Source organism: uncultured Aquitalea sp. (assembly GCF_945957525.1).
Lineage (GTDB): Bacteria > Pseudomonadota > Gammaproteobacteria > Burkholderiales > Chromobacteriaceae > Aquitalea.
Genome location: NZ_CAMFLA010000003.1, coordinates 85,249 through 109,704 on the forward strand (window position 1 = coordinate 85,249; position 24,456 = coordinate 109,704).

Genomic DNA, 24,456 nt, shown 5'->3' on the forward strand with positions numbered 1-24,456 from the left:
TTAGTGGAATTGCTCTTCTTCGGTGGAGCCGGTCAGGGCCGTCACGCTGGACTGGCCACCCTGAATCACGGTGGTCACATCGTCGAAGTAGCCAGTGCCCACTTCTTGCTGGTGAGACACGAAGGTGTAACCGCGTTCGCGAGCGGCGAATTCCGGTTCCTGCACCTTCTCAACATAGGCGGACATGCCGCGGGCCACGTAATCCTGGGCCAGATCGTACATGTTGTACCACATGTTGTGGATGCCAGCGAGGGTGATGAACTGGTACTTGTAGCCCATCGCGCCCAGCTCGCGCTGGAACTTGGCGATGGTGGCATCGTCCAGATTCTTCTTCCAGTTGAAGGACGGCGAGCAGTTGTAAGCCAGCAGTTTGCCCGGGTGCTTGGCATGAACGGCTTCGGCAAACTTGCGAGCGAACTCCAGATCCGGCGTGCCGGTTTCGCACCATACCAGGTCGGCGTAGTCTGCGTAGGCTACGGCGCGGCTGATGGCTTGTTCCAGACCCTTCTTGGTCTTGTAGAAGCCTTCGGCGGTGCGCTCGCCGGTCAGGAAGGGCTTGTCGTTGGCGTCGTAGTCGCTGGTCAGCAGGTCGGCGGCTTCAGCGTCGGTGCGGGCGATCACCAGGGTCGGTACGCCGTACACGTCGGCGGCCATGCGGGCTGCGATCAGCTTCTGGATGGCTTCCTGGGTCGGAACCAATACCTTGCCGCCCATGTGGCCGCACTTCTTCACGGAGGCCAGTTGGTCTTCGAAGTGCACGCCGCCGGCGCCGGCGCGGATCATGGCCTTCATCAGTTCGTAGGCGTTGAGCACGCCGCCGAAACCGGCTTCGGCGTCAGCCACGATGGGCGCGTAGTAATCGATGAAGCCGGCATCGCCCTTTTGCACGCCCTTGGAGTGCTGGATTTCGTCGGCGCGGGTGAAGGCGTTGTTGATGCGCTCAACCACCTTCGGCACCGAGTCCACCGGGTACAGGGACTGGTCCGGGTACATGGCGGAGTATTCGTTGTTGTCGGCGGCAACCTGCCAGCCGGACAGATAGATGGCCTTGATGCCGGCTTTCACCTGCTGCATGGCCTGACCGCCGGTCAGTGCGCCCAGACAGTTGATGTACGGTTCGTTGTTGACCAGGTTCCACAGCTTTTCAGCGCCTTGACGGGCCAGGGTGTGCTCCACCTGAACGGAACCGCGCAGACGTTCTACGTCGGCGGCGGTGTAACCGCGCTTGATGCCCTTCCAGCGGGGGTTGGTGTCCCAGTCGTGTTGAATGGCGGCGATGCGTTGTTCGCGAGTAGTCATGTTAAACCCTTCTCGATTAATTTCTCTGCAGACCGGTAATTCCGGCGATCCTCTTGGCCAAATGACATCCCGGTTTTTCCGGTTTGATTTTCTTGACGACGGGTTGTGGCCGCCGCCTGCTCTGACCACCAGACGTCCGTGGATAACGGCTTTGATCGGGTGGGTCACTTAGCGATGTGGCCCATTATATGCACAAAAAAAATAGCTTGTGTGCAGTGCAGCAGGCGAAAAAAACCGATGTTCAGAAGGTGACAGTCGTGTCGAAATTCGAAGATGCCAATGCGCTATTTGCTGTGCGCTTGTGAAAACACAAGACCGAAAACGCGCAAGCGGGTGAGCGGGTGGAACAGTGGTTGTGACCTTGCGGCAAGACATCGCTCTTGAATTCCTCGCCAGAGACCTTACCTACTGCCGGGACATCAACCAACCAAGCCGAATCCAGCCGAGGAATCGTCATGCAGGAAAACCAGAACACCACTCTCAACGACACTGCCGAGAACGCCGCCCAGAACGTTGCCGACGACGCTCAGGCCGCTGAATCCGTGGTGCTGACGCCCGAAGAGCGCATCGAAGCGCTGGAAAAAGAGTTGGCCGAAAGCCGCGAGCAAACGCTGCGCGCGCTGGCTGATATCGAAAACCTGCGTCGTCGCCACACCGAAGAACTGGCCAGCAGTCAGAAGTACGCCATCAACAAGTTCGCGCAAGAACTGGTGCCGGTGAAGGATTACCTTGAAATGGCGCTGCTGGACCAGAGCGGACAGATCGACACCCTTAAAATGGGCGTGGACATGACGCTCAAGCAACTGGCGGCCGCTTTCGACAAGGCGCAGATTCGCGAAGTGTCGCCCAAGGCCGGCGACAAGCTGGACCCGCATCTGCATCAGGCCATGAGCGCCGAAGAGTCGGATGCCGAACCCAATACCATCGTACGCGTGCTGCAGAAGGGCTACCTGTTGGCCGAACGCACCCTGCGTCCGGCCATGGTGGTGGTGGCCAAGGCCAAAGCGTAATCACAGGATCATAAAAAGGTAGCGGTCGACCCTCTTGAAAATGTCGACATAGCCAATACCTATTGAGACAACAGGCGGCAGCTATCAACCAAACCAGCGCCGCCGGAATGAATTGAGGAAAGGAATACAGAATATGGGCAAGATCATCGGTATCGACCTGGGCACCACCAACTCCTGCGTGGCAGTTGTAGAAGGCGGCAACCCGAAAGTCATCGAAAACGCGGAAGGCGCACGCACCACGCCGTCCATCATCGCTTATCTGGAAGATGGCGAAATCCTGGTGGGCGCACCGGCCAAGCGCCAGGCTGTGACCAACCCGAAAAACACCATCTTCGCCGCCAAGCGCCTGATCGGCCGCCGCTTCGAAGACAAGGAAGTGCAAAAAGACATCGACCTGATGCCTTTTGAAATCATGAAGGCCAAGAACGGCGACGCCTGGGTGAAGGCCCGCGAGCAGGAACTGGCCCCGCCGCAGATCTCCGCTGAAGTGCTGCGCAAGATGAAGAAGGCCGCCGAAGACTATCTGGGCGAAGAAGTGACCGAAGCCGTGATCACCGTGCCGGCCTACTTCAACGACAGCCAGCGCCAGGCCACCAAGGATGCCGGCCGCATCGCCGGTCTGGAAGTGAAGCGCATCATCAACGAGCCGACCGCCGCCGCGCTGGCGTTTGGCCTGGCCAAGCAGGAAGGTGATCGCAAGATCGCGGTATACGACCTGGGGGGCGGCACGTTCGACGTGTCCATCATTGAAATCGCCGATGTAGACGGCGAGCACCAGTTCGAAGTGTTGTCCACCAACGGCGACACCTTCCTGGGCGGCGAAGACTTCGACCAGCGTCTGATCGACTACATCGTTACCGAGTTCAAGCGCGAACAGGGCGTGGACCTGAAAAACGACGTGATGGCCCTGCAGCGACTGAAGGAAGCCGCTGAAAAGGCCAAGATCGAGCTGTCCAGCGCCGCGCAGACCGAAGTGAACCTGCCGTACATCACCATGGACGCTACCGGTCCGAAGCACTTGGCGATGAAGATCACCCGCGCCAAGTTCGAAAGCCTGGTGGAAGACCTTATCGCCCGCTCCATCGAGCCGTGCCGCGTGGCCCTCAAGGATGCCGGCGTGTCCCTGTCCGACATCACCGACGTGATCCTGGTGGGCGGCCAGTCCCGCATGCCCAAGGTGCAGGACGCGGTGAAGGAATTCTTCGGCAAGGAACCGCGCAAGGACGTGAACCCGGACGAAGCCGTGGCCGTTGGCGCCGCCATTCAGGGCTCCGTGCTGTCCGGCGACCGCAAGGACGTGTTGCTGCTGGACGTGACTCCGCTGTCGCTGGGCATTGAAACCCTGGGCGGCGTGATGACCAAACTCATCCAGAAGAACACCACGATTCCGACCAAGGCTTCGCAAACCTTCTCCACCGCTGACGACAACCAGACTGCGGTCACCATCCACGTGCTGCAGGGCGAACGCGAGAAGGCTTCCGCCAACAAGAGCCTGGGCCAGTTCAATCTGGGCGACATCCCGCCGGCTCCGCGCGGCATTCCGCAAATTGAAGTGGAATTCAACATCGACGCCAACGGTATCCTGCATGTGTCCGCCAAGGACAAGGCTACCGGCAAGCAGGCCAACATCACCATTCAGGCATCGAGTGGTCTGTCCGAAGCCGAGATCGAGCGCATGGTGAAGGATGCCGAGGCCAACGCCGAGGAAGACCGCAAGCTGCATGAGCTGGTGACCGCGCGCAATCAGGCTGAAGGTCTGATCCACAGCATCAAGAAGTCGCTGGAAGAGCACGGCGACAAGATCGGCGCCGATGAAAAGGCCAAGATCGAAGAGGCTGTGAAGGCCGCCGAGGAAGTGGTGAAGAGCGACGACAAGGCCGCTATCGAAGCCAAGACCGAAGAGCTGGCCAAGGCCAGTCAGAAACTGGGCGAAATCATGTACGCTCAGGCCCAGCAGGCCGAAGGCGGTCAGCAGGGCGGTGCCGAAGCCGGCAAGAAAGACGACGGCAATGTGGTCGACGCCGAGTTTGAAGAAGTGAAGAAAGACAAGGCCTAATAATTAGTCCATGTTTTGACGCCTGTAACCGGGCCGGGCCTGCGGATGGTTTAGCGGCTCGGCCCGGTTTTGGCGTATGTAAGGCAGCATCCGGCGACGAGTCATCGCCGCCGGCAGACGGAGCGCATATGTCGACCAGAATCACTTTTTCCCAGCGCGGCGCTTTCTTTGACGCGCTGAAGGCGCGAACCGAAGCCTATTTCAAGGAAACGGGCCAGCGCCCTACCGGCAACCGCTATCTGCATGCCAAGACCCTGTTCGCCTACGCGCTGACCATCGTCAGTTATGTGCTGCTGGTGTGGCATGTCGAGCACTGGTGGTCGGCGCTGCTGGCTGGTTTCGGGCTGGTGCAAGGCTTTGTACTGATCGCGTTCAACGTGATGCACGACGGCGCGCACGGCAGTTACTCGCGCAAACGCTGGGTGAACTGGCTGATGGGCTCCAGCATGGAAGTGCTGGGCGGCAGCCAGAGCATGTGGCAGCAAAAGCACAATGTGCTGCATCACACCTACACCAATGTGGACGGCAAGGACGACGACATCGCCCTGGGCAGCCTGATGCGCCTGGCGCCCACCACGCCGTGGAAGCCCTGGCACAGACTGCAGCACTGGTACGCGCTGGCGCTCTACAGTTTGCTGACGCTGTTCTGGCTGTTTTTCAGCGACTGGCACAAGATGTTGCGCGGCAAGATCGGCGATACGCCACTGCCGCCGCAGCCGTGGTGGTCTTGGCCGTATTTCCTGCTGACCAAAGCCTTGTACGTGGCTTACGCGCTGGTGTTGCCGGCGTTCTACCATCCCTTGTGGATGGTGCTGCTGGTCTTTGTCGGCGTGCATTTACTGTTCGGCCTGACGCTGTCGGTGGTGTTCCAGCTGGCGCATACCGTGGAAGGCGCGGCGTTTCCGCAGCCGGACGCCACAGGCAAGATGCCGGACGAGTGGGCGGTGCATCAGCTGAAAACCACCGCCAATTTCGCCTGCAACAACCCGCTGGTGACCTTCTACATGGGTGGTCTCAATTTTCAGGTGGAACACCATTTGTTCCGCAAGACCAGCCACGTGCACTATCCGGCGCTGAGCCGGATCGTCGCGGCCACTTGCCGCGAGCACGGCGTGCCTTACACCACCTTCCGTTCGGTGCCGGCCGCCTTGCGCGCGCATTTTCGCTTTTTGAAAGAGATGGGCAGACGCCCCGCCGCCTGCTGATCGCCGCAGGCGACCCTCGGTATTTGAGAGAGACAGAGACATGTCCAAACGCGATTACTACGATGTGCTGGGCGTCAACCGCGACGCCTCCGACGACGATATCAAGAAGGCCTACCGCAAGCTGGCCATGAAATACCATCCGGACCGCAATCCGGACAGCAAGGAAGCCGAAGACAAGTTCAAGGAAGTCAAAGAGGCTTATGAAGTTCTCTCGGACAGCCAGAAGCGCGGCGCTTACGACCAGTTCGGCCATGCCGGGGTAGACCCGCAGGCAGGCATGGGCGGCGGCGGCGCTGGCGGCTTTGGCGGCTTTGGCGACTTCGCCGACATTTTCAGCGATATCTTCGGCGGCGGTCGCGCCGGCGGCGGCGGTCGTTCCAATGTCTATCGCGGCGCGGATCTCCGCTACAACATGGATATCACGCTGGAAGAAGCCGCGCGCGGTTGCGAGAAGCAGATTCGCATTCCCTCGCACGAAGAGTGCGATGTCTGCCACGGCAGCGGCGCCAAGCCGGGCACTCAGCCCAAGACCTGCTCCACCTGCGGCGGCCACGGCCAGGTACGCATGAGCCAGGGCTTCTTCTCCATCCAGCAAACCTGCCCCACCTGCCACGGCAGCGGCAAGGAAATCACCGACCCCTGCACCAGCTGCCACGGTGCGGGCCAGAAGAAGACCAACAAGACGCTGAATGTGAAGATTCCGGCCGGCGTGGACGAGGGCGATCGCATCCGCCTGTCGGGCGAGGGCGAGCCGGGTCAGAACGGCGGCCCTTCGGGCGACCTTTATGTGGTGACGCATATCAAGCCGCATTCGGTGTTCCAGCGAGATGGCATGGATCTGCATTGTGAGATGCCGATTTCCTTCGCCACCGCCGCACTGGGCGGCGAGGTAGAAATCCCCACGCTGGACGGCATGGCCAAGGTGAAGATTGCGGCGGAAACGCAAACCGGCCGGGTTTACCGTCTGCGCGGCAAGGGCGTGAAGTCGGTGCGCGGCAGCGATTTCGGCGATCTGCACTGCCACGTGGTGGTGGAAACACCGGTCAAGCTGACCGAGCGTCAGAAAGAACTGTTGCGCGAGTTCGAGGCCATCAGCGCGGGCGATGCCGCCACGCACAATCCGCGCTCCAAATCCTTCATGGACAAACTGCGCGACTTCTTCGAATAAGCAAGCTGGCCGGCTTGTGCCCTGCGCCCTTCGCGGCCTGTTTTGCAGACTGGCATGGCGTCAGACAATGCCGCTCACCCTGTCGGGTGGGCGGCATTTTTCATGCGCGCTGTGTTTGGGCGCGAGGGCGAGTAGTGGCCGCTTTCGGCCAACCTTGGCGCGTGAAGTACCGTGCGCGGGCGGGCTCCGAGGGCTGGTGTTGCGGCTTTGCGCCAGCGGATAGCGTTGGCAGGCGCACGCTGACAATTGGTTTGATCTGGAACAAATAGCGATTGCACGCTGGGGAGCAGCATTCCGTCCACAAAACATAAGTAAATTATTATTTTATGGATGAGGATGTGTACGATGACTACCCCGATTGTGCCGCTTAATGTCGGCAATACCGGCTTCATGCTGTTGTGCGCCAGTCTGGTCATGTTGATGACCCCTGGGCTGGCTTTCTTTTACGGTGGCCTGGTGGGCCGCAAGAATGTACTGACCATCATGGCGCAGAGCTTCATGTCGCTGGGCTGGACCACCGTGCTGTGGTTCGCCTTTGGCTACTCCATGTGCTTTGGCCCCAGTTGGCACGGCATTGTGGGCGATCCCACCTACTACGCCTTCATGCGCGGCGTGACGCTGAACACCATGTATACCGGCAACGATGCCGGCATTCCGCTGATCGTGCATGTGGCCTATCAAATGATGTTCGCCATCATCACGCCGGCGCTGATTACCGGCGCCTTTGCCAATCGGGTGACCGTGAAGGCTTACTTCCTGTTCCTGACCGGCTGGCTGGTGTTTGTTTACTTCCCCTTCGTACACATGGTCTGGAGCCCGGAAGGCCTGCTGGCCAAGTGGGGTGTGCTGGACTTTGCCGGCGGCATCGTGGTGCACAACACCGCAGGTTTCGCCGCGCTGGCCTCGGTGCTGTATGTGGGGCGTCGCTCGGTGGTGGAGAACAAGCCGCATAATGTGCCGCTGATCGCGCTGGGCACCGGCTTGCTGTGGTTTGGCTGGTATGGTTTCAACGCCGGCTCCGAATTGCGCGTGGACTACATCACCGCTTCGGCCTTCCTCAACACCGACGTCGCCGCTTCCTTTGCCGGCACGGCCTGGTTCTTCCTTGAGTGGTCGCATGCGCGCCAGCCCAAGTTCATCGGCTTGCTGACCGGCGCCGTGGCCGGGCTGGCCACCATCACTCCGGCGGCGGGCTATGTGTCTCTGGGTACGGCTGCGGTGATCGGTGTGATCGCCGCCGTGGTGTGTTACTACGCGGTGCAGATGAAAAACCGCCTGGGCTGGGATGATGCGCTGGATGTCTGGGGCGTGCACGGTGTGGGGGGGCTGTTGGGCACCTTGCTGCTGGGCGTATTCGCCAGCAAGACCTGGAACCCGGCGGGCGCGGATGGCCTGTTGATGGGCAACCCTGACTTTCTGTGGAAGCAGGTAGTGGCGGCGATCGTGTCCGGGGTGTGGGCTTTCGCCTTTACCTACGGCATGTTGCGACTGATCAATCTTGTGACGCCAGTGCGGATTGACGAACACACGCAAGAAACCGGGCTGGATCAAAGCCTGCACGGTGAGGAGGCATACAGCGGCGCGCTATAGGATGCTTCAGGCTGAGCCGTCGCAGCTGTAAACCCGTGCCCTTCGCTTGCCTAGCGAGGGGCATTTTCTTGTGCGCGGTGCGCGTTCGGCCGCGTTGGCTTGCCCAAAGAAAAAAGCCGCCGGAGCAATTCCGGCGGCAAATGACTTTTCGAAGGAACTAGCCAGTCACAACTTAGAAGTTGTGCTTCAGCATGATCCAGGTGATGGAGGCCTTGTTTTCGGCCCAGCCCAGAGCAGCTTGCGCGCCCTTGTCTTCTTTCACTTGGCCGTAGCCTGCTTCCACCATGGTGCGCTTGGATACGGTGTAGTCCAGAGCGGCTGCCCATTGGGTAGCGCCCCAATCCTGGCTGTTGCCGTCAACCTTCACGCTTTGGCGCTTGGAGTAAACGAAGGACGGCTTGAACGCGCCAAAGGTGTAGGCAGCGTTGATGGCCCAGGAGTTGGAGGTCAGCTTGTTAGCGCCGGTGTTGGCGATATTGAAGCTGGCGAAGTTGCTGATGCTGGAAGCATCGCCCCACAGGGTGACTTTTTGCAGGGTGGCAGCCAGGTACAGGTTGTTGGCGTCGTAACCGAATTCAACGCGGTGAACGCCGCTGTTCTTGTCCTGAACAGTGTTGAACTTGGCCATGTAGGCGTAGGCGCCGAAGAAGCCGGCGTTGCTGTACGCCAAACGGGTGCCGAAGGTGTTGCCGGTTTTCTTGCCGGTGGAAGCGGAAACAGCTTCACCGGAGCCGTATTGAACGATGGCGTTGAAGCCGTTCAGATCCGGGGTGTCGTAGCGCACGGAGTTTTTCACGCGGCCGTCGCCATAGGTGCCGAAGATGTCGGAGCCTTCATACAGCGGGAAAGCCATGCCGATGTTGTCGCGGCGCGGGCCGTACAGGTTGTCGGTAGCTTCGGTTTCGCCCAGTACGTCGTCGATGTAGCCAACGCGAACTTTACCGAAGCCGCCTTCCAGACCCACGAAAGTGGTGCGGGTGCCGAAAGTGCCGGCGCCGGAGCCAGCGGTAGCCACGCCGTCGATGTTGAAGCCGGATTCAACCTGCCAGATGGCCTTCAGGCCGTTGCCCAGGTCTTCATTGCCCTTGAAGCCGAGGCGGCTGCCAAAGTCGTCGACGCCGGTTTGGGATTTGAAGCCAGTGTCGGCGCTCTTCATGCTGTCCAGGCCGCCACGGATGGAGCCGTAGATGGTGACGTCGGCTTGGGCGATAACCGGCAGGGCGGCAGCGATGGCTGCAGCGAGTACGAGTTTTTTCATTCCTCTAAATCCTTTTCATGTTTTGTGTCTCGCCAGCCCGGCTTCTGAGGCAAGGCTTGGCAGTGCGTTGTTTCAGCCATGCGGATAGCTGATGCGCAACGAGGCTGAGTGTGTTCAGGCCCCGGATCAGCGTCAAGAAACATTTCTTAACATTTGGAGGGCGATTTCATGGAACTTGGCTGGCGTCTTGGTCTGGTTTAGAGAGTTTTATATTGCTAATTGGTTGATTTTATTGTGGTTGAATGATTTTTCTTGTTTTGATCAATGCAAGTTCAATAGTTTGAATACATGTTGCAGATTGGCTGCTGTTGTTCATTTTTTGGTCACTTTGTTGTCGCATTTTTGCAATTGTTACGTAGATATACGTGTTGACTGAGGTGTTCTTGCAACAGCTTATCAATAATTGAATGAGAATTTTGCATGGCTTGTGGCTAAAAAATCATGGCTTGCAGGGGGATGGGGCAGGCGTACAATGGCGCGGTCAACTCTCCACGATGGAAGCATTATGATTTTCGCCAACCGTTTTTTCCCTTCTACCCGCCTGCGTCGCATGCGCAAGGACGATTTTTCCCGCCGTTTGATGCGCGAAAACGTCCTCACCACCAATGACCTGATCTATCCGGTATTTGTGCTGGAAGGGGAGAATCGCGAACAGGCCGTGGCCTCCATGCCCGGGGTGGTGCGCCAGAGCCTGGACAAGCTGTTGTACACGGCGGAAGAGGCGCTGAATCTGGGCATTCCGATGCTGTCGTTGTTCCCGGTGATCGAAACCGGCAAGGACAACGCCGGCGAAGAGGCTTACAACCCGGAGGGTCTGGTGCCCACCGTGGTGCGCGAATTGAAAAAGCGTTTCCCGGAGCTGGGCGTGATGACCGATGGCGCGCTGGACCCTTATACCGTACATGGCCAGGACGGCATCATCGACGACAAGGGCTATGTGCTGAACGATGAGACCACCGAAGTGCTGGTGCAGCAGGGCTTGTGTCATGCCGAGGCCGGCGTGGATGTGTTTGGCCCGTCCGACATGATGGACGGCCGCATCGGCGCCTTGCGCGAAGCGTTTGAGGACGCCGGTTTCATCCATACCAAATTGCTGGCCTATTCCGCCAAGTACGCCTCCGCCTTCTACGGTCCCTTCCGCGACGCGGTCGGTTCTTCGGCCAACCTTGGCAAGGCGGACAAAAGCACCTACCAGATGGACCCGGCCAATCTGGACGAGGCCATTCAGGAGGTGGCGATGGATCTGGAAGAGGGTGCCGACATGGTGATGATCAAGCCGGGCATGCCTTATCTGGATGTGATTCGCCGCGTGAAAGATACCTTCCATGTGCCGACCTATGCTTATCAAGTGTCGGGTGAATACGCCATGCTCAAGGCCGCTTTCCAGAACGGCTGGCTGAACGAAGAGAAATGCATGATGGAAAGCCTGCTGGCCTTCAAGCGCGCGGGCGCCGACGGGATTCTGACCTATTTCGCGCTGGATGCGGCCCGGGTGATCCGTCGCGGCTGAGGCGGCGGTTCCGGATAAGGAGAGCGGCATGGATATTCTGCATTCCACCTGGTTCTGGGTGGCGGTGATTGTCGGGCTGGCGGTATCCACTATAGGCACGCTGGCGCGCCTGTCGCGGCAGGAAGGCCCCATTGAATTGCCGCCCGGCGTCAAACCGCAGGCCTGGGATGACGACAAAGACGAAGATGAGCAAGCGGAGGACGAAGCGGGTCATGTGCCCCCTTCGCTGCGCAAGCCGCACTGAGACTGGCCCGGCCGGTCTTGCCGCAACGCCGCTTACGGTTGCCGTGAGCGGCGTTGTTGTTTTCAGGGGGGCACCGGCGCGCGCCAGATGTGCAGATGGTGACAGTGGTCAAAGAACTTGCTGCCAGATGGTGACACTCTGGCGACTTTTCTTTGACAACTGTGACTGATCGCCCGTAACGGCGTGGTCTAGAATGGATGACAGTTTGTGATGGCGGCGATCCTGTCATCCGCCCCGTCTCACCGCTTCGGCCCATAAGGACAGCTCCCCCATGAACCATACCTATCTCGCCCATCTGGAAGCCACGCTCGCGCAAATCCGCGATGACGGATTCGAAAAGCCGGAGCGCGTCATCGCCTCCGCGCAAAGCGCCGACATCGCCCTGAAGGGCGGCCAGCATGTGCTCAATTTCTGCGCCAACAACTACCTGGGGCTGGCGGACGACGCGCGCCTGATTGCGGCGGCCAAGCGCGGGCTGGACGAGTATGGCTATGGTTGCGCTTCGGTGCGCTTCATCTGCGGCACCCAGCAAGTGCACAAGGATCTGGAAGCCGCCGTGTCTGGCTTCCTCGGCACCGACGACACCATCCTGTATTCCAGCTGTTTCGACGCCAACGGCGGCGTGTTCGAAACCCTGTTGGGCGAAGAGGACGCGGTGATTTCCGACGAGCTCAATCACGCTTCCATCATCGACGGCGTGCGGCTGTGCAAGGCCAAGCGTTTCCGTTACAAAAACAACGACATGGCCGACCTGGAGGCGCAGCTGATTGCTGCCGAAGCGGCCGGCGCGCGCTTCAAGCTGATTGTGACCGACGGCGTGTTTTCCATGGACGGCATCATCGCCAACCTGAAAACCCTGTGCGAAGTGGCCGAGCGCCATGGTGCGCTGGTGATGGTGGACGACTCCCATGCCGTGGGCTTCATGGGCGAGAACGGCGCGGGCACACCCGAGCTGTGCGGCGTGGCCGATCGCATCGATATCTACACCGGCACGCTGGGCAAGGCGCTGGGCGGCGCATCCGGCGGCTATGTGTCCGGTCGCAAGCCCATCATCGACCTCTTGCGCCAGCGCTCCCGTCCTTATCTGTTCTCCAACAGCCTGGCTCCGGCTATCGCCGCCGCCAGTCTGGAAGTGCTGAAGCTGATCAAGCAGGAAGGCGCTGAACTGCGCGCCCGCCTCAAGCGCAACGCCGATATTTTCCGCACTGAAATGAGCGCGGCCGGCTTTACCCTGGTGCCGGGCCAGCATCCCATCATCCCGGTGATGCTGGGCGACGCCCGCCTGGCCGGCGACATGGCGGCGCGCCTGTTGGCCGAAGGCGTATACGTGATCGGCTTCTCCTTCCCGGTGGTGCCGCGCGGCAAGGCCCGCATCCGCACCCAGATGTCGGCCGGCCACACGGAAGAGCAGGTGCGCGCCGCCGTGGCCGCCTTCATCAAGGTGGGACGCGAACTGAACGTGATCGCCTGATCCCGGCATTTCCGGCCGCCGCCTCGCGCGCGGCCCGGGGCCGCATCAGACGGCCCAGACAGACAAGGTAGACGACATCATGAAAGCACTTTCCAAACTGAAGGCCGACAAGGGCCTGTGGATGACCGACGTGGCCATGCCTGAAGTCGGTCATAACGATCTGCTGATCAAGATCAGCAAAACCGCCATCTGCGGCACGGATATCCATATCTGGAACTGGGACGACTGGGCGCAGAAAACCATTCCGGTGCCGATGCACGTTGGCCATGAGTATGTCGGCGTGGTGGCCGGCATGGGTTCGGAGGTAAAGGGTTTCCATGTCGGCCAGCGCGTTTCCGGCGAAGGCCACATCACTTGCGGTTACTGTCGCAACTGTCGCGCCGGTCGTCGTCACCTGTGCCGCAATACTTTCGGCGTGGGCGTGAACCGCGAAGGCGCGTTCGCGGAATATCTGGTGATTCCGGCATTCAACGCCTTCCCGATTCCGGACGATATCTCCGATGATCTGGCCGCCATTTTTGATCCCTTCGGCAATGCCGTGCATACCGCGCTGAGTTTTGATCTGGTGGGCGAGGATGTGCTGATCACCGGGGCCGGCCCGATCGGCATCATGGCGGTGGCGATTGCCAAACACGTGGGCGCGCGCCACATCGTCATAACCGACGTCAACGATTACCGGCTGGAACTGGCGCGCCGGATGGGCGCCAGCCGTGCCGTCAACGTGGCGCGCGAGGATCTCAAGCAGGTGATGGGCGAGTTGCACATGTGCGAAGGCTTTGATGTGGGACTGGAGATGTCCGGCAACCCGCAGGCCTTCCGCCAGATGCTGGAAACCATGAACCACGGCGGCAAGGTGGCCTTGCTGGGCATTCCGCCGGCGGATACCGCCATTGACTGGAACCAGGTGATCTTCAAGGGTCTGGAAATCAAGGGCATTTACGGCCGCGAGATGTTCGAAACCTGGTACAAGATGGTGGCCCTGATCCAGTCCGGCCTCGACATCAGCCCCATCGTCACGCACCACTTCAAGGTGGACGACTTCGAGCAGGGCTTTGCCGCCATGCTGTCCGGCCAGAGCGGCAAGGTGATTCTCGACTGGAGCTGATGCCGCATCGCGCAGCTTCATGAACGGCGCAGCCAATGGCTGCGCCGTTTTTCATTCATCGCCCGAATGACCCCGGTCAAGCCGGTGTGATTCGCGCTGCGGCACACTCAAGGCGGAACAACTGTTGAGGAGTGACGGCATGGTAGTGGTGATCGGCGCAGGCATATCCGGTTTGTCCTGCGCCTGGTGGCTGCGGCAGCAGGGCATGCGCGTCACAGTACTGGAGGCGGACAGCCGGGTGGGCGGCAAGGTGCGCACCATGCATACGCCGCAGGCCGTCATCGAGGCCGGCCCGAACACCTTGCTGGCCGATGCGGCTTTGCAGGGCTGGTTGAGCGAGCTGGGGCTGGTGGTGGAGCAGCCCGCGCCGCTCAGTCGCGCGCGTTTTGTGCTGCGCGGCGGCGTTTACCGGCGCTTGCCTGCCGGGCCGCTCAGTCTGCTGGCGGGCGATTATTTCAGCTGGCGCGCCCGACTGGCGCTGCTGTCGGAACCGTTCCGCTCCGCCCGTCGCGCATCGACGCCGGAAACGGTGGCCGATTTTTTCCGCCGCAGGGTGGGCGCGGAGGTGTTGGACCGTGCGGTCAGCCCCTTTGTCGGCGGCGTGTTCGCCGGCGATCCCGAACAGCTCCTGATGACGGAAACCCTGCCCATGTTGGCCGAAGCCGAGCGTCGCGCCGGCTCCATCTCGCTGGGCATATTGCGCATGGCGCTGGGCGGCGGGCTGACGCGCAAGCGGCCGGTGTCGCTGACGGGCGGGCTGGAGGCGCTGCCGTCGCGGCTGGCGCGGGATCTCAATGTGCGGCTGGCAACGCCGGCGCTGTCCTTGTGCAAGATGGGGGCGCAATGGCGCATCACTACGACGGAGGGCGAACTGTGCGCCGAGCAGGTGGTGCTGGCGCTACCGGCGCCGGCCGCCGCCGCCTTGTTGGCCAAAGCGTACCCCGATACAGCGCAGGCGCTGAACGCCGTGCGCTACGCGCCGATGACTGTGGTCGCCAGTTTGCTGGAAACAGACAGCGTCAGCCGGCCCTTGCATGGTTTTGGCGGCTTGCATCCGGCCAGCGAGCAGGCTTTCTGCGCCGGCCATCTGATGACCGGCAGTCTCTATCCGCAGCGTTGTCCGCCGACGCGGACGCTGATTACCAGCTTTGTCGGCGGCGAAGGCTATCGTCGCCAGGCGGCGCTGGACGATGCCGCATTGCTGGCGGGGCTTAATGCCGAGTTGACGGGTTTTTTCGGCCTAGCGCGTCCACCCGTCGCGCAGCATCTCATTCGCTGGCCGCAGGCCATCCCGCAAGGGACGGCGGCGATTGCGCCGGCGCGGCGCGCCATGGCGGCGCTGGCGAACGACGGCCTGCATGTCTGCTCGGCCTGGCTGGACGGTGTATCGGTACCGGATTGCCTGGCCAAAGGCAAGCGGCTGGCCGCCAGTCTGGCCGCCTTGGCGGGGCCGGCAGACACGGCGCGGTAGCCGCGGTTTGAACGCATTGCACAACGGCGATGCGCCTTGGGGATGGGCTTTGCTTTTCCGCAAGGGCCGCAGGCGGTAGAATCGACCTTTGACTTTTTACCAAGCTACCCCCCGTCTATGCTGACCTTCCAGGAAATCATCCTTACTCTCCAGAACTATTGGAACGAGCAGGGCTGCGTGATCATGCAGCCGTTCGACATGGAAGTGGGCGCCGGCACCTCCCACCCGGCCACCTGCTTGCGCGCCATCGGCCCGGAGCCGTGGAACGCCGCCTATGTGCAGCCGTCGCGCCGTCCAAAGGATGGTCGTTACGGTGAAAACCCCAATCGCCTGCAGCATTACTACCAGTTCCAGGTGGCCCTGAAGCCGTCGCCGGCCAATATCCAGGATCTGTACCTGGGCTCGCTGAAGGTGCTGGGCATCGACCCCACCGTGCATGACATCCGCTTTGTGGAAGACGATTGGGAGAACCCGACCCTAGGCGCCTGGGGTCTGGGTTGGGAAGTGTGGCTCAACGGCATGGAAGTGACCCAGTTCACTTACTTCCAGCAAGTGGGCGGCCTGGACTGCAAGCCGGTGTTGGGCGAGATTACCTACGGCATCGAGCGTCTGGCCATGTATCTGCAGGGCGTGGAAAACGTCTACGATCTGCTGTGGACCGTCTATCCCAACGGTCAGCGCGTGACCTACGGCGACGTGTATCACCAGAACGAAGTGGAACAATCCACTTACAACTTCGAGCACGCCAACGTGGCCAAGCTGTTCGAGCTGTTCAGCCACTACGAAGCCGAAGCCAAGCGCCTGCTGGACATCCCGCTGGCGCTGCCGGCCTACGAAATGGTGCTCAAGGCCGGCCATACCTTCAACCTGCTGGATGCGCGCGGCGCCATCTCGGTGACGGAACGCGCCACCTATATCGGCCGCGTGCGCACCCTGTCGCGCGGCGTGGCGCAAGCCTACTACGCCTCCCGCGAGGCGCTGGGCTTCCCCATGTGCCGGAAGGCCTGACCCTGATGCCGATCCGAACCGGTCTTTTCCTTTTTCTGCTGGCCAGCCTGCCCGCCGTCGCGCAGACGGCGGACTGGGTGGTGTATCAGCAGGGCGACGCGCTGGAACTGTCGCTTGATCGCCGCGCCGTCTGGGTGGAAAAGGACGGACTGGTTCATTTCGTGAACCAGGAGCGGTTTGCCGAACGGCAGACCGACAAGGCCACCAGTGTGCAGTTCAACATCCGTCGCACCGAAGGCTACGCCGACTGCAAACGTCAGCAGTATGTCTTCGTCGGCCTGGAGTACTACAGCCGCAACAACAAGCACCTGTACTCCACCATGTTCCCCGTGCCGCGCTACGCCTGGAAGTGGCAGCCGGTGTATCAGGGGTCGGTGGCCGACACCATGCTGGAAAACGTCTGCAACATTGCCCAAACCGCTCCGCGCAAGAAACCTGAATGATCATGAACGCAACCCTGCTTATCGAACTCCTGACCGAGGAGCTGCCGCCCAAGGCGCTGGAAAAGCTCTCGATCAGCTTCGCCCAGACCATTACCGATGAACTGAAAAAACTGCAGTTCGTCGCCGCCGATGCTTCGGCCAACGTCTTCGCCTCGCCGCGCCGCCTGGCCGTGCAAGTGCCCGCCGTGGCTTCCGTGCAGCCGGATCAGACCGTGGTGCGCAAGGGCCCGGCCGTGTCCGCCGGCATGAAGGATGGCCAGCCTAGCCCGGCGCTGGCCGGCTTTGCCCGTTCCTGCGGCGTGGACGTGTCCGCCCTCTCCACCGTGCACGACGGCAAGCAGGACGTGTACGCCTATGAATCGGTGAAGAAGGGCGAATCGCTGTCCGCCGTGCTGGCCGACATCGTGTCGCTGGCGCTGAAAAAGCTGCCCATCCCCAAGCTGATGCGCTGGGCGGATTACGATTACCAGTTTGTGCGTCCGGTACACGGCCTGATCATGCTGTGGGGCGAAACCGTCATCGACGGCGAACTGCTGGGCCTGAAGAGCCGCAACGCCACCCGTGGCCACCGTTTCCTTTCCTCCGGCGACGTGTTCGTGGAAAAGGCTGACGACTACGCTCGCGTGCTGTTTGAACAGGGCAAGGTGCTGGCCAGCTTCGACGCCCGCCGCGAACTGATCCGCAAACGCCTGAACGACGCGGCCGCCGTGCATGGCGCCACGATCGCAGCCGACGACGCGCTGCTGGACGAAGTGACCGCGCTGGTGGAGTGGCCGGTGGTGCTGGAGGCCGGTTTCGAGGCCGAATTCCTCAAAGTGCCGCAGGAATGCCTGATTCTCACCATGCAGCAGAACCAGAAGTACTTCCCGCTCCTGGATGCGCAAGGCAAGCTGATGAACCGCTTCCTGCTGGTGTCCAACCTGGAAACCGCCGATCCCTCGCACATCATCCAGGGCAATGAGCGCGTGCTGCGCGCCCGCCTGTCCGACGCCAAGTTCTTCTTCGAGCAAGACCAGAAACACCGTCTGGATAGCCGCCTCGGCAAGTTGGCCGAAGTGGTGTACCACAACAAGATCGGCAGTCAGCTGGAGCGCATAGAGCGCCTGCGGCACATCGCCGGCGAGATTGCCGCTCTCTTGGGCGCGGACCGTGCCCAGGCCGAGCGCGCCGCCATGCTGGCCAAGGCCGACCTGGTCACCGACATGGTGGGCGAATTCCCCGAACTGCAGGGCGTCATGGGCATGTACTACGCCCAGCACGATGGCGAGAGCGCCGAAGTGGCCGCCGCTATCGAAGGCCATTACCACCCGCGCTTTGCCGGCGACAGCTTGCCGCAAAGCAAGGTGGCCACCGCGGTGGCATTGGCCGACAAGCTGGAAGCTATCGTCGGCATCTGGGGCATCGGCCTGATTCCGACCGGCGACAAAGATCCGTATGCGCTGCGCCGCGCTGCGCTGGGCGTGCTGCGCATGGCGCTGGCCGCCGAGGTGGATCTCAAGGCCCTGCTGGCGCAGGTAGCCGCCGCCTTCCCGGCCGGCAAGCTCAGCGGAAACACCGCTGACGAAGTGTTCAGCTTCATGACTGATCGCCTGAAGAACTATCTCGCTGCCGATTACCCGCAGGACGATGTGGAAGCCGTGCTGGCCTTGTCGCCCAGCGTGCTGGCGGAAGTCCCCGCCGTGCTCACCGCCGTGGCCGCTTTCAAGGCACTGCCGGAGGCCGAGGCGCTAGTCGTCGCCAACAAGCGTGTGAGGAACATCCTCAAGAAGGTGGAAGGCGAAGTGGGCGAAGTGTCGCCGGCCCTGTTGGCCGAAGACGCGGAAAAAGCCCTGTTCGCCGCCGTGTCCAAGCTGGCGCCGCAAGTGGAAGCCAAGTTCGCCGCGCACGACTTCGCCGGCGCGCTGGCGCAGCTGGCCGGCCTCAAGGCCCCGGTGGACGCCTTCTTCGACGGCGTGATGGTCATGGTGGACGACCCGGCCGTGCGCGGCAACCGCATCGCCCTGCTGGCACGTCTGTCCGCGCTGTTCAACCGCGTGGCCGATATCTCGCTACTGACCGACTACAAGCCTAGTCGTATCAGCCGCTTGGAAGAAGAGGTTTAGCCAGCAGAGCAAGGCCGTTGCTGAGGCAGCGGCCTTTCGGCGACAAGGAGCCTGCGCATGAAACTGGTCATTCTCGATCGTGACGGCGTCATCAACGAAGACCGAGACGACTTCGTCAAGAACACCATGGAATGGGTGCCCATTCCCCACAGCCTGGAAGCCATCGCCAATCTGACACAGGCTGGTTGGCACGTTGTGGTGGCCACCAATCAGTCCGGACTGGCGCGCGGCTTGTTCGACATGCACGCGCTGAACGCCATGCATGAAAAGATGCACCGGCTTGTGGGGCAGGCCGGCGGCCGCATCGATGCGGTGCTGATCTGCCCGCACGGGCCGGATCACGGTTGCGACTGCCGCAAGCCGCTGCCGGGCATGGTGCTGGAGATCGCCGAACGCTTCAATGTGAAGCTGGACGGCCTGCCGCTGATCGGCGACAGCCTGCGCGATCTGGAGTCAGTGGCCGCCGCAGGCGGCAAGCCCATGCTGGTGCGCACAGGCAAAGGGGAGAAGACGCTGGAAAAGGGCGGTTTGCCGCCCGGCACGCTGGTGTTCGACGACCTGTACGACGCCGCTGAATATCTCATCAACCTGTAATCCATCGCCGCTCATGACACTCTGGATTCGTAACCTGATTTACTGGCTGCTGCTGGCCATCCTCACACCGCTCTTCTTTCTTGGGCTGTTCATTGGTGCGCCTTTGCCGCGCCGTACCCGCCATGTCGTGGGCGAGAACTGGGCCAAGACGCTGGTGTGGTTGCTGGAGCATGTGGTGGGCCTCAAATACCGCGTGATCGGCCGGGAGAACATCCCGTCCGAGCCGTCCATCATCTGCTCGAAGCATCAGTCCGGCTGGGAAACCCTGGCCTTGCAGAAGATCTTTCCGTCGCAGATTTACGTCGCCAAGCGCGAACTGTTGTGGATTCCCTTCTTCGGCTGGGGGCTCGCGTTGATGAACCCCATCGCCATCAACCGTTCCGACCGCTCCGGCGCCAACAATCGCATGCTGAAGCAGGGTCTGGAGCGCAAGAAGCACGGTTTCTGGATTACCGTGTTCCCCGAAGGCACCCGCGTGCGCCCTGGCGTGGCCGGCAAATACAAGCTGGGGGCGGCGCGCATGTCGCGCCAGTTGGGCATGCCGATGGTGCCGGTGGCGCACAATGCCGGCGAATTCTGGCCGCGCAATGCTTTTCTCAAATTGCCGGGCGAAATCACCGTGGTGATCGGTCCGGCCATCTATCCGGCTGACGGCGTGGGCCCGGAAGCCATGACTCAACAGGCGGAACAGTGGATCGAAGCGACGCAACGCGAGATCGGCGGCGTCGGCCCCTTTGCGCATCCTGATGAAAAACGTCGCCGCATGGGCAAGCCTGCCTCTGCCTGAGGGCGAGGCGCCCGTCTATCTGGTGCGCCGAGCGCGCAAGAGCATCGGCATTCGCATTGCCGACGGTTGCGTGGAGCTGGTGGCGCACCCGCGCGTCAGCCAGCAGCATCTGCGGCAAGTGCTGGACGAGAAGCGGGACTGGATCATCCAGCACGTGCTGCGCCAGCGGGAGCAGCAACGGGCGGCGGCGGATCTGTCCGCCGTTGTTTATCTGGGGCAGCCATTGGCGCTCCGCCTGACCGGCGGCTTGCGCCGCACGGCGCGGCTGGCCGGCGGCGCGCTGGAAGTCAGCGGCGTGACCGATAGCGATGAAGCCGGCTTGCGGCTCGTGGTGGAGCGCTGGTTGAAGCGGCAGGCGCTGTCGCATTTTTCTTCCCGGCTGGCCGCTTTGGCGGCCCAGTGCGTGCGAAAACCCAGCGGTCTGGCCCTGTCCTCGGCGCGCACCCGCTGGGGCAGTTGCACTGCTGCCGGGGTCGTCCGGCTCAACTGGCGGTTGATGCAGGCTCCGCCTGCCATCATTGACTATGTGCTGGCGCATGAGCTGGCCCACCTCAGCCACATGGATCACTCTCCGGCTTTCTGGCGCGAAACCGGTCGCCTCTACCCAGACTGGAAAAACGCGCGTCATTGGCTCAAGCAGCATGGCGGTGATCTGTTCCGCTTCGGCTGATCAGCCGCCGTTCTTTCCGACAAGACTCGGGCGCGAGCTTGGCCGAAGGCGGTGCGGACAAGCAGATGCATCGCGCAACCCTTGATAGCCGGCAAGCGTTTGCTGTGCCGTTGGCGTGAAATACAACAAAGCCCTGCCGGGCGTGAACCGGCAGGGCTTTCTCATTGCCGTTCGGCGCGATCAATGCGTCTGAGGCACGGTCGCTGCGCGGCTGGCGCGCTGTCTTTGCGTGGCGCCATTGAGGAAGAGATTGAGCAACACTGCGGAGAGGGCGGACAACAGGATGCCGCTGTGCAGCAAGGGGCCCAGCGAGGCCGGCATGGCGTGGAAGAAGGTGGGCGCTACCAGTGGAATCATGCCCAATCCCAGGCTGATGGCCACCACGTAGAGGTTGTTGCGGTTTTCGCGCAGTTCCGCCCCCATCAGGATCTTGATGCCGGTCGCCGCAACCATGCCGAACATGACGATGCCCGCGCCGCCCAACACGAATTGCGGGATGGAGGCGATGACATGCGCCATCTTGGGAATCAGTGCAAACACCATCAGGATGGCGCCGCCCGCTACGCACACCCAGCGGCTCTTGATGCCGGTGACCCCCACCAGCCCCACGTTCTGCGAGAAGGAAGTATGGGGAAAGGTGTTGAGCAGGCCGCCCAGCAGGGTGCCCAGGCCGTCGGTGCGCAGCCCGCGCGTGAGATCGTTGCGGCAGAGCTGGCGGCCGGTCAGTTCCGACAGCGCCAGGAACATGCCCAAGGATTCCACCATCACTACCACCGACACCAGACACATGGTGGCGATGGACACCGGGTCAAACACCGGCATGCCGAAGTGCAGCGGCTCTACCATGGCCAGCCAGGGCGCGGCATCCAGACCGGCGAAGCTCACCTTGCCCATGGCCATCGACACCAGAAAACCCACGCCCATGCCCAGCAGAATGGACACATTGGCGATGAAACCGCGGCCAAAGCGGGTAATCAGCAAAATCATCAGCAGCACCAGCCCGGCGACGGCCAGATGTTCCGGCGCGCCGAAGGCCGGGTTGGCAACTATCTGGCCGCTGGCGTCTTGGATCATGGCTTGCCCACCTGCGGCCCAATTGACGGCCACGCGCATCAGAGAAATACCAATGGTGGCGATGATGGTGCCGGTGACGACAGGAGGGAACAGCGGCAGACAGCGCGCCACCAGCGGGGCGAAGAAGATGCCGAACACGCCGGAGGCGATGCCCGCGCCGAGAATGGCGTTGATGCCCAGCTCCGGCGCGGCGGCCATCGCCACCATGGGGCCAACGGCGGCGAAGGTGACACCCATCATTACCGGTAGGCGAATGCCGAACATGCCCACGCCCAGCGCCTGGATGATGGTGACCAGCCCGCTGCAGAGCAGGTCGGCGTTGATGAGAAAGGCAATCTGGTCCTTGGGCAGTTTCAAGGCTGCGCCAACGATCAGCGGCACGGCGATGGCGCCGGCGTACATCACCAGCACATGCTGCAAGCCCAGCGTAAGCAACTGCCCGGCCGGGGGAACTTCATCGACGGGGTGCTGCGTGGCAGCGTTCTCCTGATAGTGGCGGGACATCGGTTTCTCCTCTTGTGATGCGTCTTGGATTTATGTGTGTGGCGCGTCCGCCCGCCTGGGCTTGGCACCATGACGTCCGGATCGAAATTAAGGGAGCCGGCAGACGACGACAATCAGAGGATGGTTATAGCGGCTATCACCGCATTCGTATGTGACGCGCCGGCTAGGAGAGACGCTAGGGGGCAGGCAAGAGAAATCGCCGGGCGGCGTACAGCCGGCCGGCGATTTCGTGGCGGGGCGTGCAATCAGACGGCGGGGTTGGCCGCAGCGGGGATCAGGCCGGCCTCCGGCAGTGACACTTCATCGCAATTGCCACCGGGGCCGCTGCGATCCATCACCAGAAAGTCGGCCACCGCCCCCAGTGCCAGCAAGGGATGGTGCCAGACGCCTGTGGCGTAATTGATGCCCTGATTGCCGGCGGCGAGAAATACTCGCAGCGTGTCCACCGAGGGCATGGCTCCCGGCGGCGCCACCACCACCAGATAAGGCCGGCCGGACAAGGGTATGAAGGCCTGGCTGCCCTTGGGGTGGCGCTCCATCATGCTGACGGTGAAAGGCAGCGCACGCGGCTGGCCCCGGAAGATGGAGACGATGACTTTGCCGCCTTCGCCGGGCTCCAGCCGGGCCAGATCATGAAAACGCTCGGTGTTGCCGCCGTTGATCAGGAAGCGGGAGGCCGCGCCGTCCGCCTGTATCACATCGCCAAAGGGCGCGAAGGCTTCGCGGGTGAGGGGCTCCGGGTGCAGGGCTTGCATGGTCATCTTCCCTTAACCGCTGGTCTTGCCCCACAGGCGCAGTCGCGACACGCCGCCGTCAGGGAAGATATTGAAACGGATATGGCTGATGGGGCCTAGCCTTGCCACTTGCTCGGTGAACACATGCACCGCGTCCATGCCTAGCGCCTGTTCAGGCAGCAAGGTTTGCCAGAACAGGGACTGAGTGACGGCGGACTGGTCGGTGCCGCTTTCGACAAAGGCCGCCTGCAGCGAGCAGCGGTCGGGATAGTTGCCTTTGAAAAAAGCGGTGTCCACTTCGATTTTTTCAACGACGCCGGGCGCGCCCAGCTGGATGACGCACCAGTCGTTGCCGGGTTCGCGGCGGCGGCGGGTTTCCCAACCGTCGCCCATATTCAGGCCACGGCCCGGCAGTAGCAGGGCGGTGACGCTGGAGCCGAAGCTGGCGTCGTTCCAGCCCACCGGCCGGCCGCCGTTTTCCAGCGCGATCAGGTCCACCAGCTCGTGCGGGGCGGCTTGCGCCAGTTTGCCGTTAGCCTGACCGTACACGCGCAGACGGGCGATGCCGCCATCGGGAAACATGTTGACGCGCAGATGCGTCCACACGCTGCCGGCGTCGGTGGATTCCAGGATGTGGTGGCGGCTGGGGCCCATTCGCGAGGCGGGCAGGATTTCCGTCCAGCAGGCGGCTTGCAGCACGGCGACATCGTCACTGTCGCAGACGCAGGCTTCAATGGAGACGGCGGGCGGGTAATTGCCGACAAAGTGGCTGGTGTCCACATCAAAACCGCGCACCGAGCCGGCGACGCCCAGTTTGACCAGTGCCCAGTCATGGCCGGCCACCCGCTTGCGGCGCGATTCCCAGCCGTCCATCCACTTGCCGTTGGCGTCGAACTTGCCGGGCACAAACATGGCCGGTTCCGGATTGAGCATGCGCGAGGCGTCGGCGAAGAAGTCGTCCGAGGCGGCAAGGATTTTCGCGCCCAGGCGCGGATCGGCAAGATTGACGGCGCGGCTGGCCCAGTCGGGCAGCTCGGCGGGCGGGGCGATGACGGTTGGGCCGGAGGTGTGGCTAGCCATGAGTTTCTCCTTGGGGTGGTCCCGTTTGCGCGGTGAAACGGGGGGGAATGTCAAAACGTACGGGGCAGCTGGC

General features: G+C 62.0%; 21 protein-coding genes. 16 read left to right on the forward strand and 5 right to left on the reverse strand.

Annotated elements, in window-relative coordinates; translation table 11 throughout:
• Window positions 1-1,299, reverse strand: a complete 1,299-nt coding sequence (aceA, locus tag Q0P52_RS03705; protein WP_293766270.1) for an isocitrate lyase — start codon at window positions 1,297-1,299, stop codon at window positions 1-3.
• Between the two features lie 455 nt (window positions 1,300-1,754).
• Here aceA and grpE point away from each other — a divergent pair, with 455 nt between their 5' ends.
• From grpE to Q0P52_RS03730, 5 genes are all read left to right on the forward strand, one after another.
• The gene (gene grpE, locus Q0P52_RS03710; protein WP_293766271.1) at window positions 1,755-2,309 is read left to right on the forward strand and encodes a nucleotide exchange factor GrpE; all 555 of its coding nucleotides are present in this window, start codon (window positions 1,755-1,757) and stop codon (window positions 2,307-2,309) included.
• Between the two features lie 133 nt (window positions 2,310-2,442).
• Window positions 2,443-4,365: a molecular chaperone DnaK gene (dnaK, locus tag Q0P52_RS03715; RefSeq protein WP_293766272.1), complete on the forward strand. Its 1,923-nt coding sequence runs from the start codon at window positions 2,443-2,445 to the stop codon at window positions 4,363-4,365.
• Window positions 4,366-4,493: 128 nt separating this feature from the next.
• Window positions 4,494-5,570: an acyl-CoA desaturase gene (locus Q0P52_RS03720; RefSeq protein WP_293766273.1), complete on the forward strand. Its 1,077-nt coding sequence runs from the start codon at window positions 4,494-4,496 to the stop codon at window positions 5,568-5,570.
• Between the two features lie 40 nt (window positions 5,571-5,610).
• On the forward strand, window positions 5,611-6,738 hold the full coding sequence (dnaJ, locus tag Q0P52_RS03725; RefSeq protein ID WP_293766274.1) for a molecular chaperone DnaJ: 1,128 nt from the start codon (window positions 5,611-5,613) through the stop codon (window positions 6,736-6,738).
• A gap of 345 nt (window positions 6,739-7,083) precedes the next feature.
• A complete protein-coding gene (locus tag Q0P52_RS03730) occupies window positions 7,084-8,328 on the forward strand; it encodes an ammonium transporter (RefSeq protein ID WP_293766275.1) in 1,245 nt (414 codons plus the stop codon).
• A 172-nt stretch (window positions 8,329-8,500) separates the two neighbouring features.
• On the opposite strand, the gene Q0P52_RS03735 is transcribed toward Q0P52_RS03730, so the two are convergent.
• Window positions 8,501-9,586, reverse strand: coding sequence for a porin (locus tag Q0P52_RS03735; RefSeq protein ID WP_293765038.1), 1,086 nt, complete (start codon window positions 9,584-9,586; stop codon window positions 8,501-8,503).
• 505 nt (window positions 9,587-10,091) lie between these two features.
• Between Q0P52_RS03735 and hemB the strand changes: the two genes are divergently transcribed.
• From hemB to Q0P52_RS03790, 11 genes are all read left to right on the forward strand, one after another.
• On the forward strand, window positions 10,092-11,096 hold the full coding sequence (gene hemB / locus Q0P52_RS03740) for a porphobilinogen synthase (RefSeq protein WP_293765039.1): 1,005 nt from the start codon (window positions 10,092-10,094) through the stop codon (window positions 11,094-11,096).
• A gap of 28 nt (window positions 11,097-11,124) precedes the next feature.
• A complete protein-coding gene (locus Q0P52_RS03745) occupies window positions 11,125-11,340 on the forward strand; it encodes a hypothetical protein (RefSeq protein WP_293765040.1) in 216 nt (71 codons plus the stop codon).
• Window positions 11,341-11,611: 271 nt separating this feature from the next.
• On the forward strand, window positions 11,612-12,811 hold the full coding sequence (locus Q0P52_RS03750) for a glycine C-acetyltransferase (RefSeq protein WP_293765041.1): 1,200 nt from the start codon (window positions 11,612-11,614) through the stop codon (window positions 12,809-12,811).
• Window positions 12,812-12,890: 79 nt separating this feature from the next.
• Entirely contained in the window at window positions 12,891-13,916 is a 1,026-nt protein-coding gene (gene tdh / locus Q0P52_RS03755; RefSeq protein WP_293765043.1) for an L-threonine 3-dehydrogenase, read from the forward strand.
• Between the two features lie 139 nt (window positions 13,917-14,055).
• Entirely contained in the window at window positions 14,056-15,387 is a 1,332-nt protein-coding gene (hemG, locus tag Q0P52_RS03760; protein ID WP_293765045.1) for a protoporphyrinogen oxidase, read from the forward strand.
• 117 nt (window positions 15,388-15,504) lie between these two features.
• Window positions 15,505-16,395 (forward strand): glycine--tRNA ligase subunit alpha, encoded by an 891-nt coding sequence (gene glyQ, locus Q0P52_RS03765; RefSeq protein WP_293765047.1) that lies wholly within the window; start codon window positions 15,505-15,507, stop codon window positions 16,393-16,395.
• 5 nt (window positions 16,396-16,400) lie between these two features.
• The gene (locus tag Q0P52_RS03770; protein ID WP_293765049.1) at window positions 16,401-16,838 is read left to right on the forward strand and encodes a surface-adhesin E family protein; all 438 of its coding nucleotides are present in this window, start codon (window positions 16,401-16,403) and stop codon (window positions 16,836-16,838) included.
• A 2-nt stretch (window positions 16,839-16,840) separates the two neighbouring features.
• Window positions 16,841-18,940: a glycine--tRNA ligase subunit beta gene (glyS, locus tag Q0P52_RS03775; RefSeq protein ID WP_293765051.1), complete on the forward strand. Its 2,100-nt coding sequence runs from the start codon at window positions 16,841-16,843 to the stop codon at window positions 18,938-18,940.
• Window positions 18,941-18,997: 57 nt separating this feature from the next.
• The gene (gene gmhB, locus Q0P52_RS03780; protein WP_293765052.1) at window positions 18,998-19,534 is read left to right on the forward strand and encodes a D-glycero-beta-D-manno-heptose 1,7-bisphosphate 7-phosphatase; all 537 of its coding nucleotides are present in this window, start codon (window positions 18,998-19,000) and stop codon (window positions 19,532-19,534) included.
• Window positions 19,535-19,547: 13 nt separating this feature from the next.
• The gene (locus Q0P52_RS03785; RefSeq protein ID WP_293765054.1) at window positions 19,548-20,321 is read left to right on the forward strand and encodes a lysophospholipid acyltransferase family protein; all 774 of its coding nucleotides are present in this window, start codon (window positions 19,548-19,550) and stop codon (window positions 20,319-20,321) included.
• The gene (locus Q0P52_RS03790; RefSeq protein ID WP_293765056.1) at window positions 20,281-20,991 is read left to right on the forward strand and encodes a SprT family zinc-dependent metalloprotease; all 711 of its coding nucleotides are present in this window, start codon (window positions 20,281-20,283) and stop codon (window positions 20,989-20,991) included. Before Q0P52_RS03785 ends, Q0P52_RS03790 begins: the two co-directional genes overlap by 41 nt.
• Window positions 20,992-21,171: 180 nt before the next feature.
• Here the strand turns inward: Q0P52_RS03790 and Q0P52_RS03795 are convergent, their stop codons facing one another.
• From Q0P52_RS03795 to alc, 3 genes are all read right to left on the reverse strand, one after another.
• Complete coding sequence (locus Q0P52_RS03795) at window positions 21,172-22,569, reverse strand: nucleobase:cation symporter-2 family protein (RefSeq protein WP_293765057.1); 1,398 nt, start codon at window positions 22,567-22,569, stop codon at window positions 21,172-21,174.
• 245 nt (window positions 22,570-22,814) lie between these two features.
• Entirely contained in the window at window positions 22,815-23,324 is a 510-nt protein-coding gene (locus tag Q0P52_RS03800) for an ureidoglycolate lyase (protein WP_293765058.1), read from the reverse strand.
• 12 nt (window positions 23,325-23,336) lie between these two features.
• The gene (gene alc, locus Q0P52_RS03805) at window positions 23,337-24,383 is read right to left on the reverse strand and encodes an allantoicase (protein WP_293765060.1); all 1,047 of its coding nucleotides are present in this window, start codon (window positions 24,381-24,383) and stop codon (window positions 23,337-23,339) included.
• Between the last annotated feature and the right edge of the window lie 73 nt (window positions 24,384-24,456).

Excerpts from the sequence above, each read along its gene's own strand:
- Q0P52_RS03800 (WP_293765058.1), bottom strand. The coding sequence starts at position 23,324 with ATGCAAGCCCTGCACCCGGAGCCCCTCACCCGCGAAGCCTTCGCGCCC.
- alc (WP_293765060.1), bottom strand. The coding sequence starts at position 24,383 with ATGGCTAGCCACACCTCCGGCCCAACCGTCATCGCCCCGCCCGCCGAG.
- glyS (WP_293765051.1), top strand. The coding sequence starts at position 16,841 with ATGAACGCAACCCTGCTTATCGAACTCCTGACCGAGGAGCTGCCGCCC.
- aceA (WP_293766270.1), bottom strand. The coding sequence starts at position 1,299 with ATGACTACTCGCGAACAACGCATCGCCGCCATTCAACACGACTGGGAC.
- hemG (WP_293765045.1), top strand. The coding sequence starts at position 14,056 with ATGGTAGTGGTGATCGGCGCAGGCATATCCGGTTTGTCCTGCGCCTGG.
- Q0P52_RS03750 (WP_293765041.1), top strand. The coding sequence starts at position 11,612 with ATGAACCATACCTATCTCGCCCATCTGGAAGCCACGCTCGCGCAAATC.
- gmhB (WP_293765052.1), top strand. The coding sequence starts at position 18,998 with ATGAAACTGGTCATTCTCGATCGTGACGGCGTCATCAACGAAGACCGA.
- tdh (WP_293765043.1), top strand. The coding sequence starts at position 12,891 with ATGAAAGCACTTTCCAAACTGAAGGCCGACAAGGGCCTGTGGATGACC.
- dnaJ (WP_293766274.1), top strand. The coding sequence starts at position 5,611 with ATGTCCAAACGCGATTACTACGATGTGCTGGGCGTCAACCGCGACGCC.
- hemB (WP_293765039.1), top strand. The coding sequence starts at position 10,092 with ATGATTTTCGCCAACCGTTTTTTCCCTTCTACCCGCCTGCGTCGCATG.
- glyQ (WP_293765047.1), top strand. The coding sequence starts at position 15,505 with ATGCTGACCTTCCAGGAAATCATCCTTACTCTCCAGAACTATTGGAAC.
- Q0P52_RS03770 (WP_293765049.1), top strand. The coding sequence starts at position 16,401 with ATGCCGATCCGAACCGGTCTTTTCCTTTTTCTGCTGGCCAGCCTGCCC.
- Q0P52_RS03730 (WP_293766275.1), top strand. The coding sequence starts at position 7,084 with ATGACTACCCCGATTGTGCCGCTTAATGTCGGCAATACCGGCTTCATG.
- Q0P52_RS03735 (WP_293765038.1), bottom strand. The coding sequence starts at position 9,586 with ATGAAAAAACTCGTACTCGCTGCAGCCATCGCTGCCGCCCTGCCGGTT.
- Q0P52_RS03795 (WP_293765057.1), bottom strand. The coding sequence starts at position 22,569 with ATGTCCCGCCACTATCAGGAGAACGCTGCCACGCAGCACCCCGTCGAT.
- Q0P52_RS03790 (WP_293765056.1), top strand. The coding sequence starts at position 20,281 with ATGAAAAACGTCGCCGCATGGGCAAGCCTGCCTCTGCCTGAGGGCGAG.
- Q0P52_RS03785 (WP_293765054.1), top strand. The coding sequence starts at position 19,548 with ATGACACTCTGGATTCGTAACCTGATTTACTGGCTGCTGCTGGCCATC.
- grpE (WP_293766271.1), top strand. The coding sequence starts at position 1,755 with ATGCAGGAAAACCAGAACACCACTCTCAACGACACTGCCGAGAACGCC.
- Q0P52_RS03745 (WP_293765040.1), top strand. The coding sequence starts at position 11,125 with ATGGATATTCTGCATTCCACCTGGTTCTGGGTGGCGGTGATTGTCGGG.
- Q0P52_RS03720 (WP_293766273.1), top strand. The coding sequence starts at position 4,494 with ATGTCGACCAGAATCACTTTTTCCCAGCGCGGCGCTTTCTTTGACGCG.
- dnaK (WP_293766272.1), top strand. The coding sequence starts at position 2,443 with ATGGGCAAGATCATCGGTATCGACCTGGGCACCACCAACTCCTGCGTG.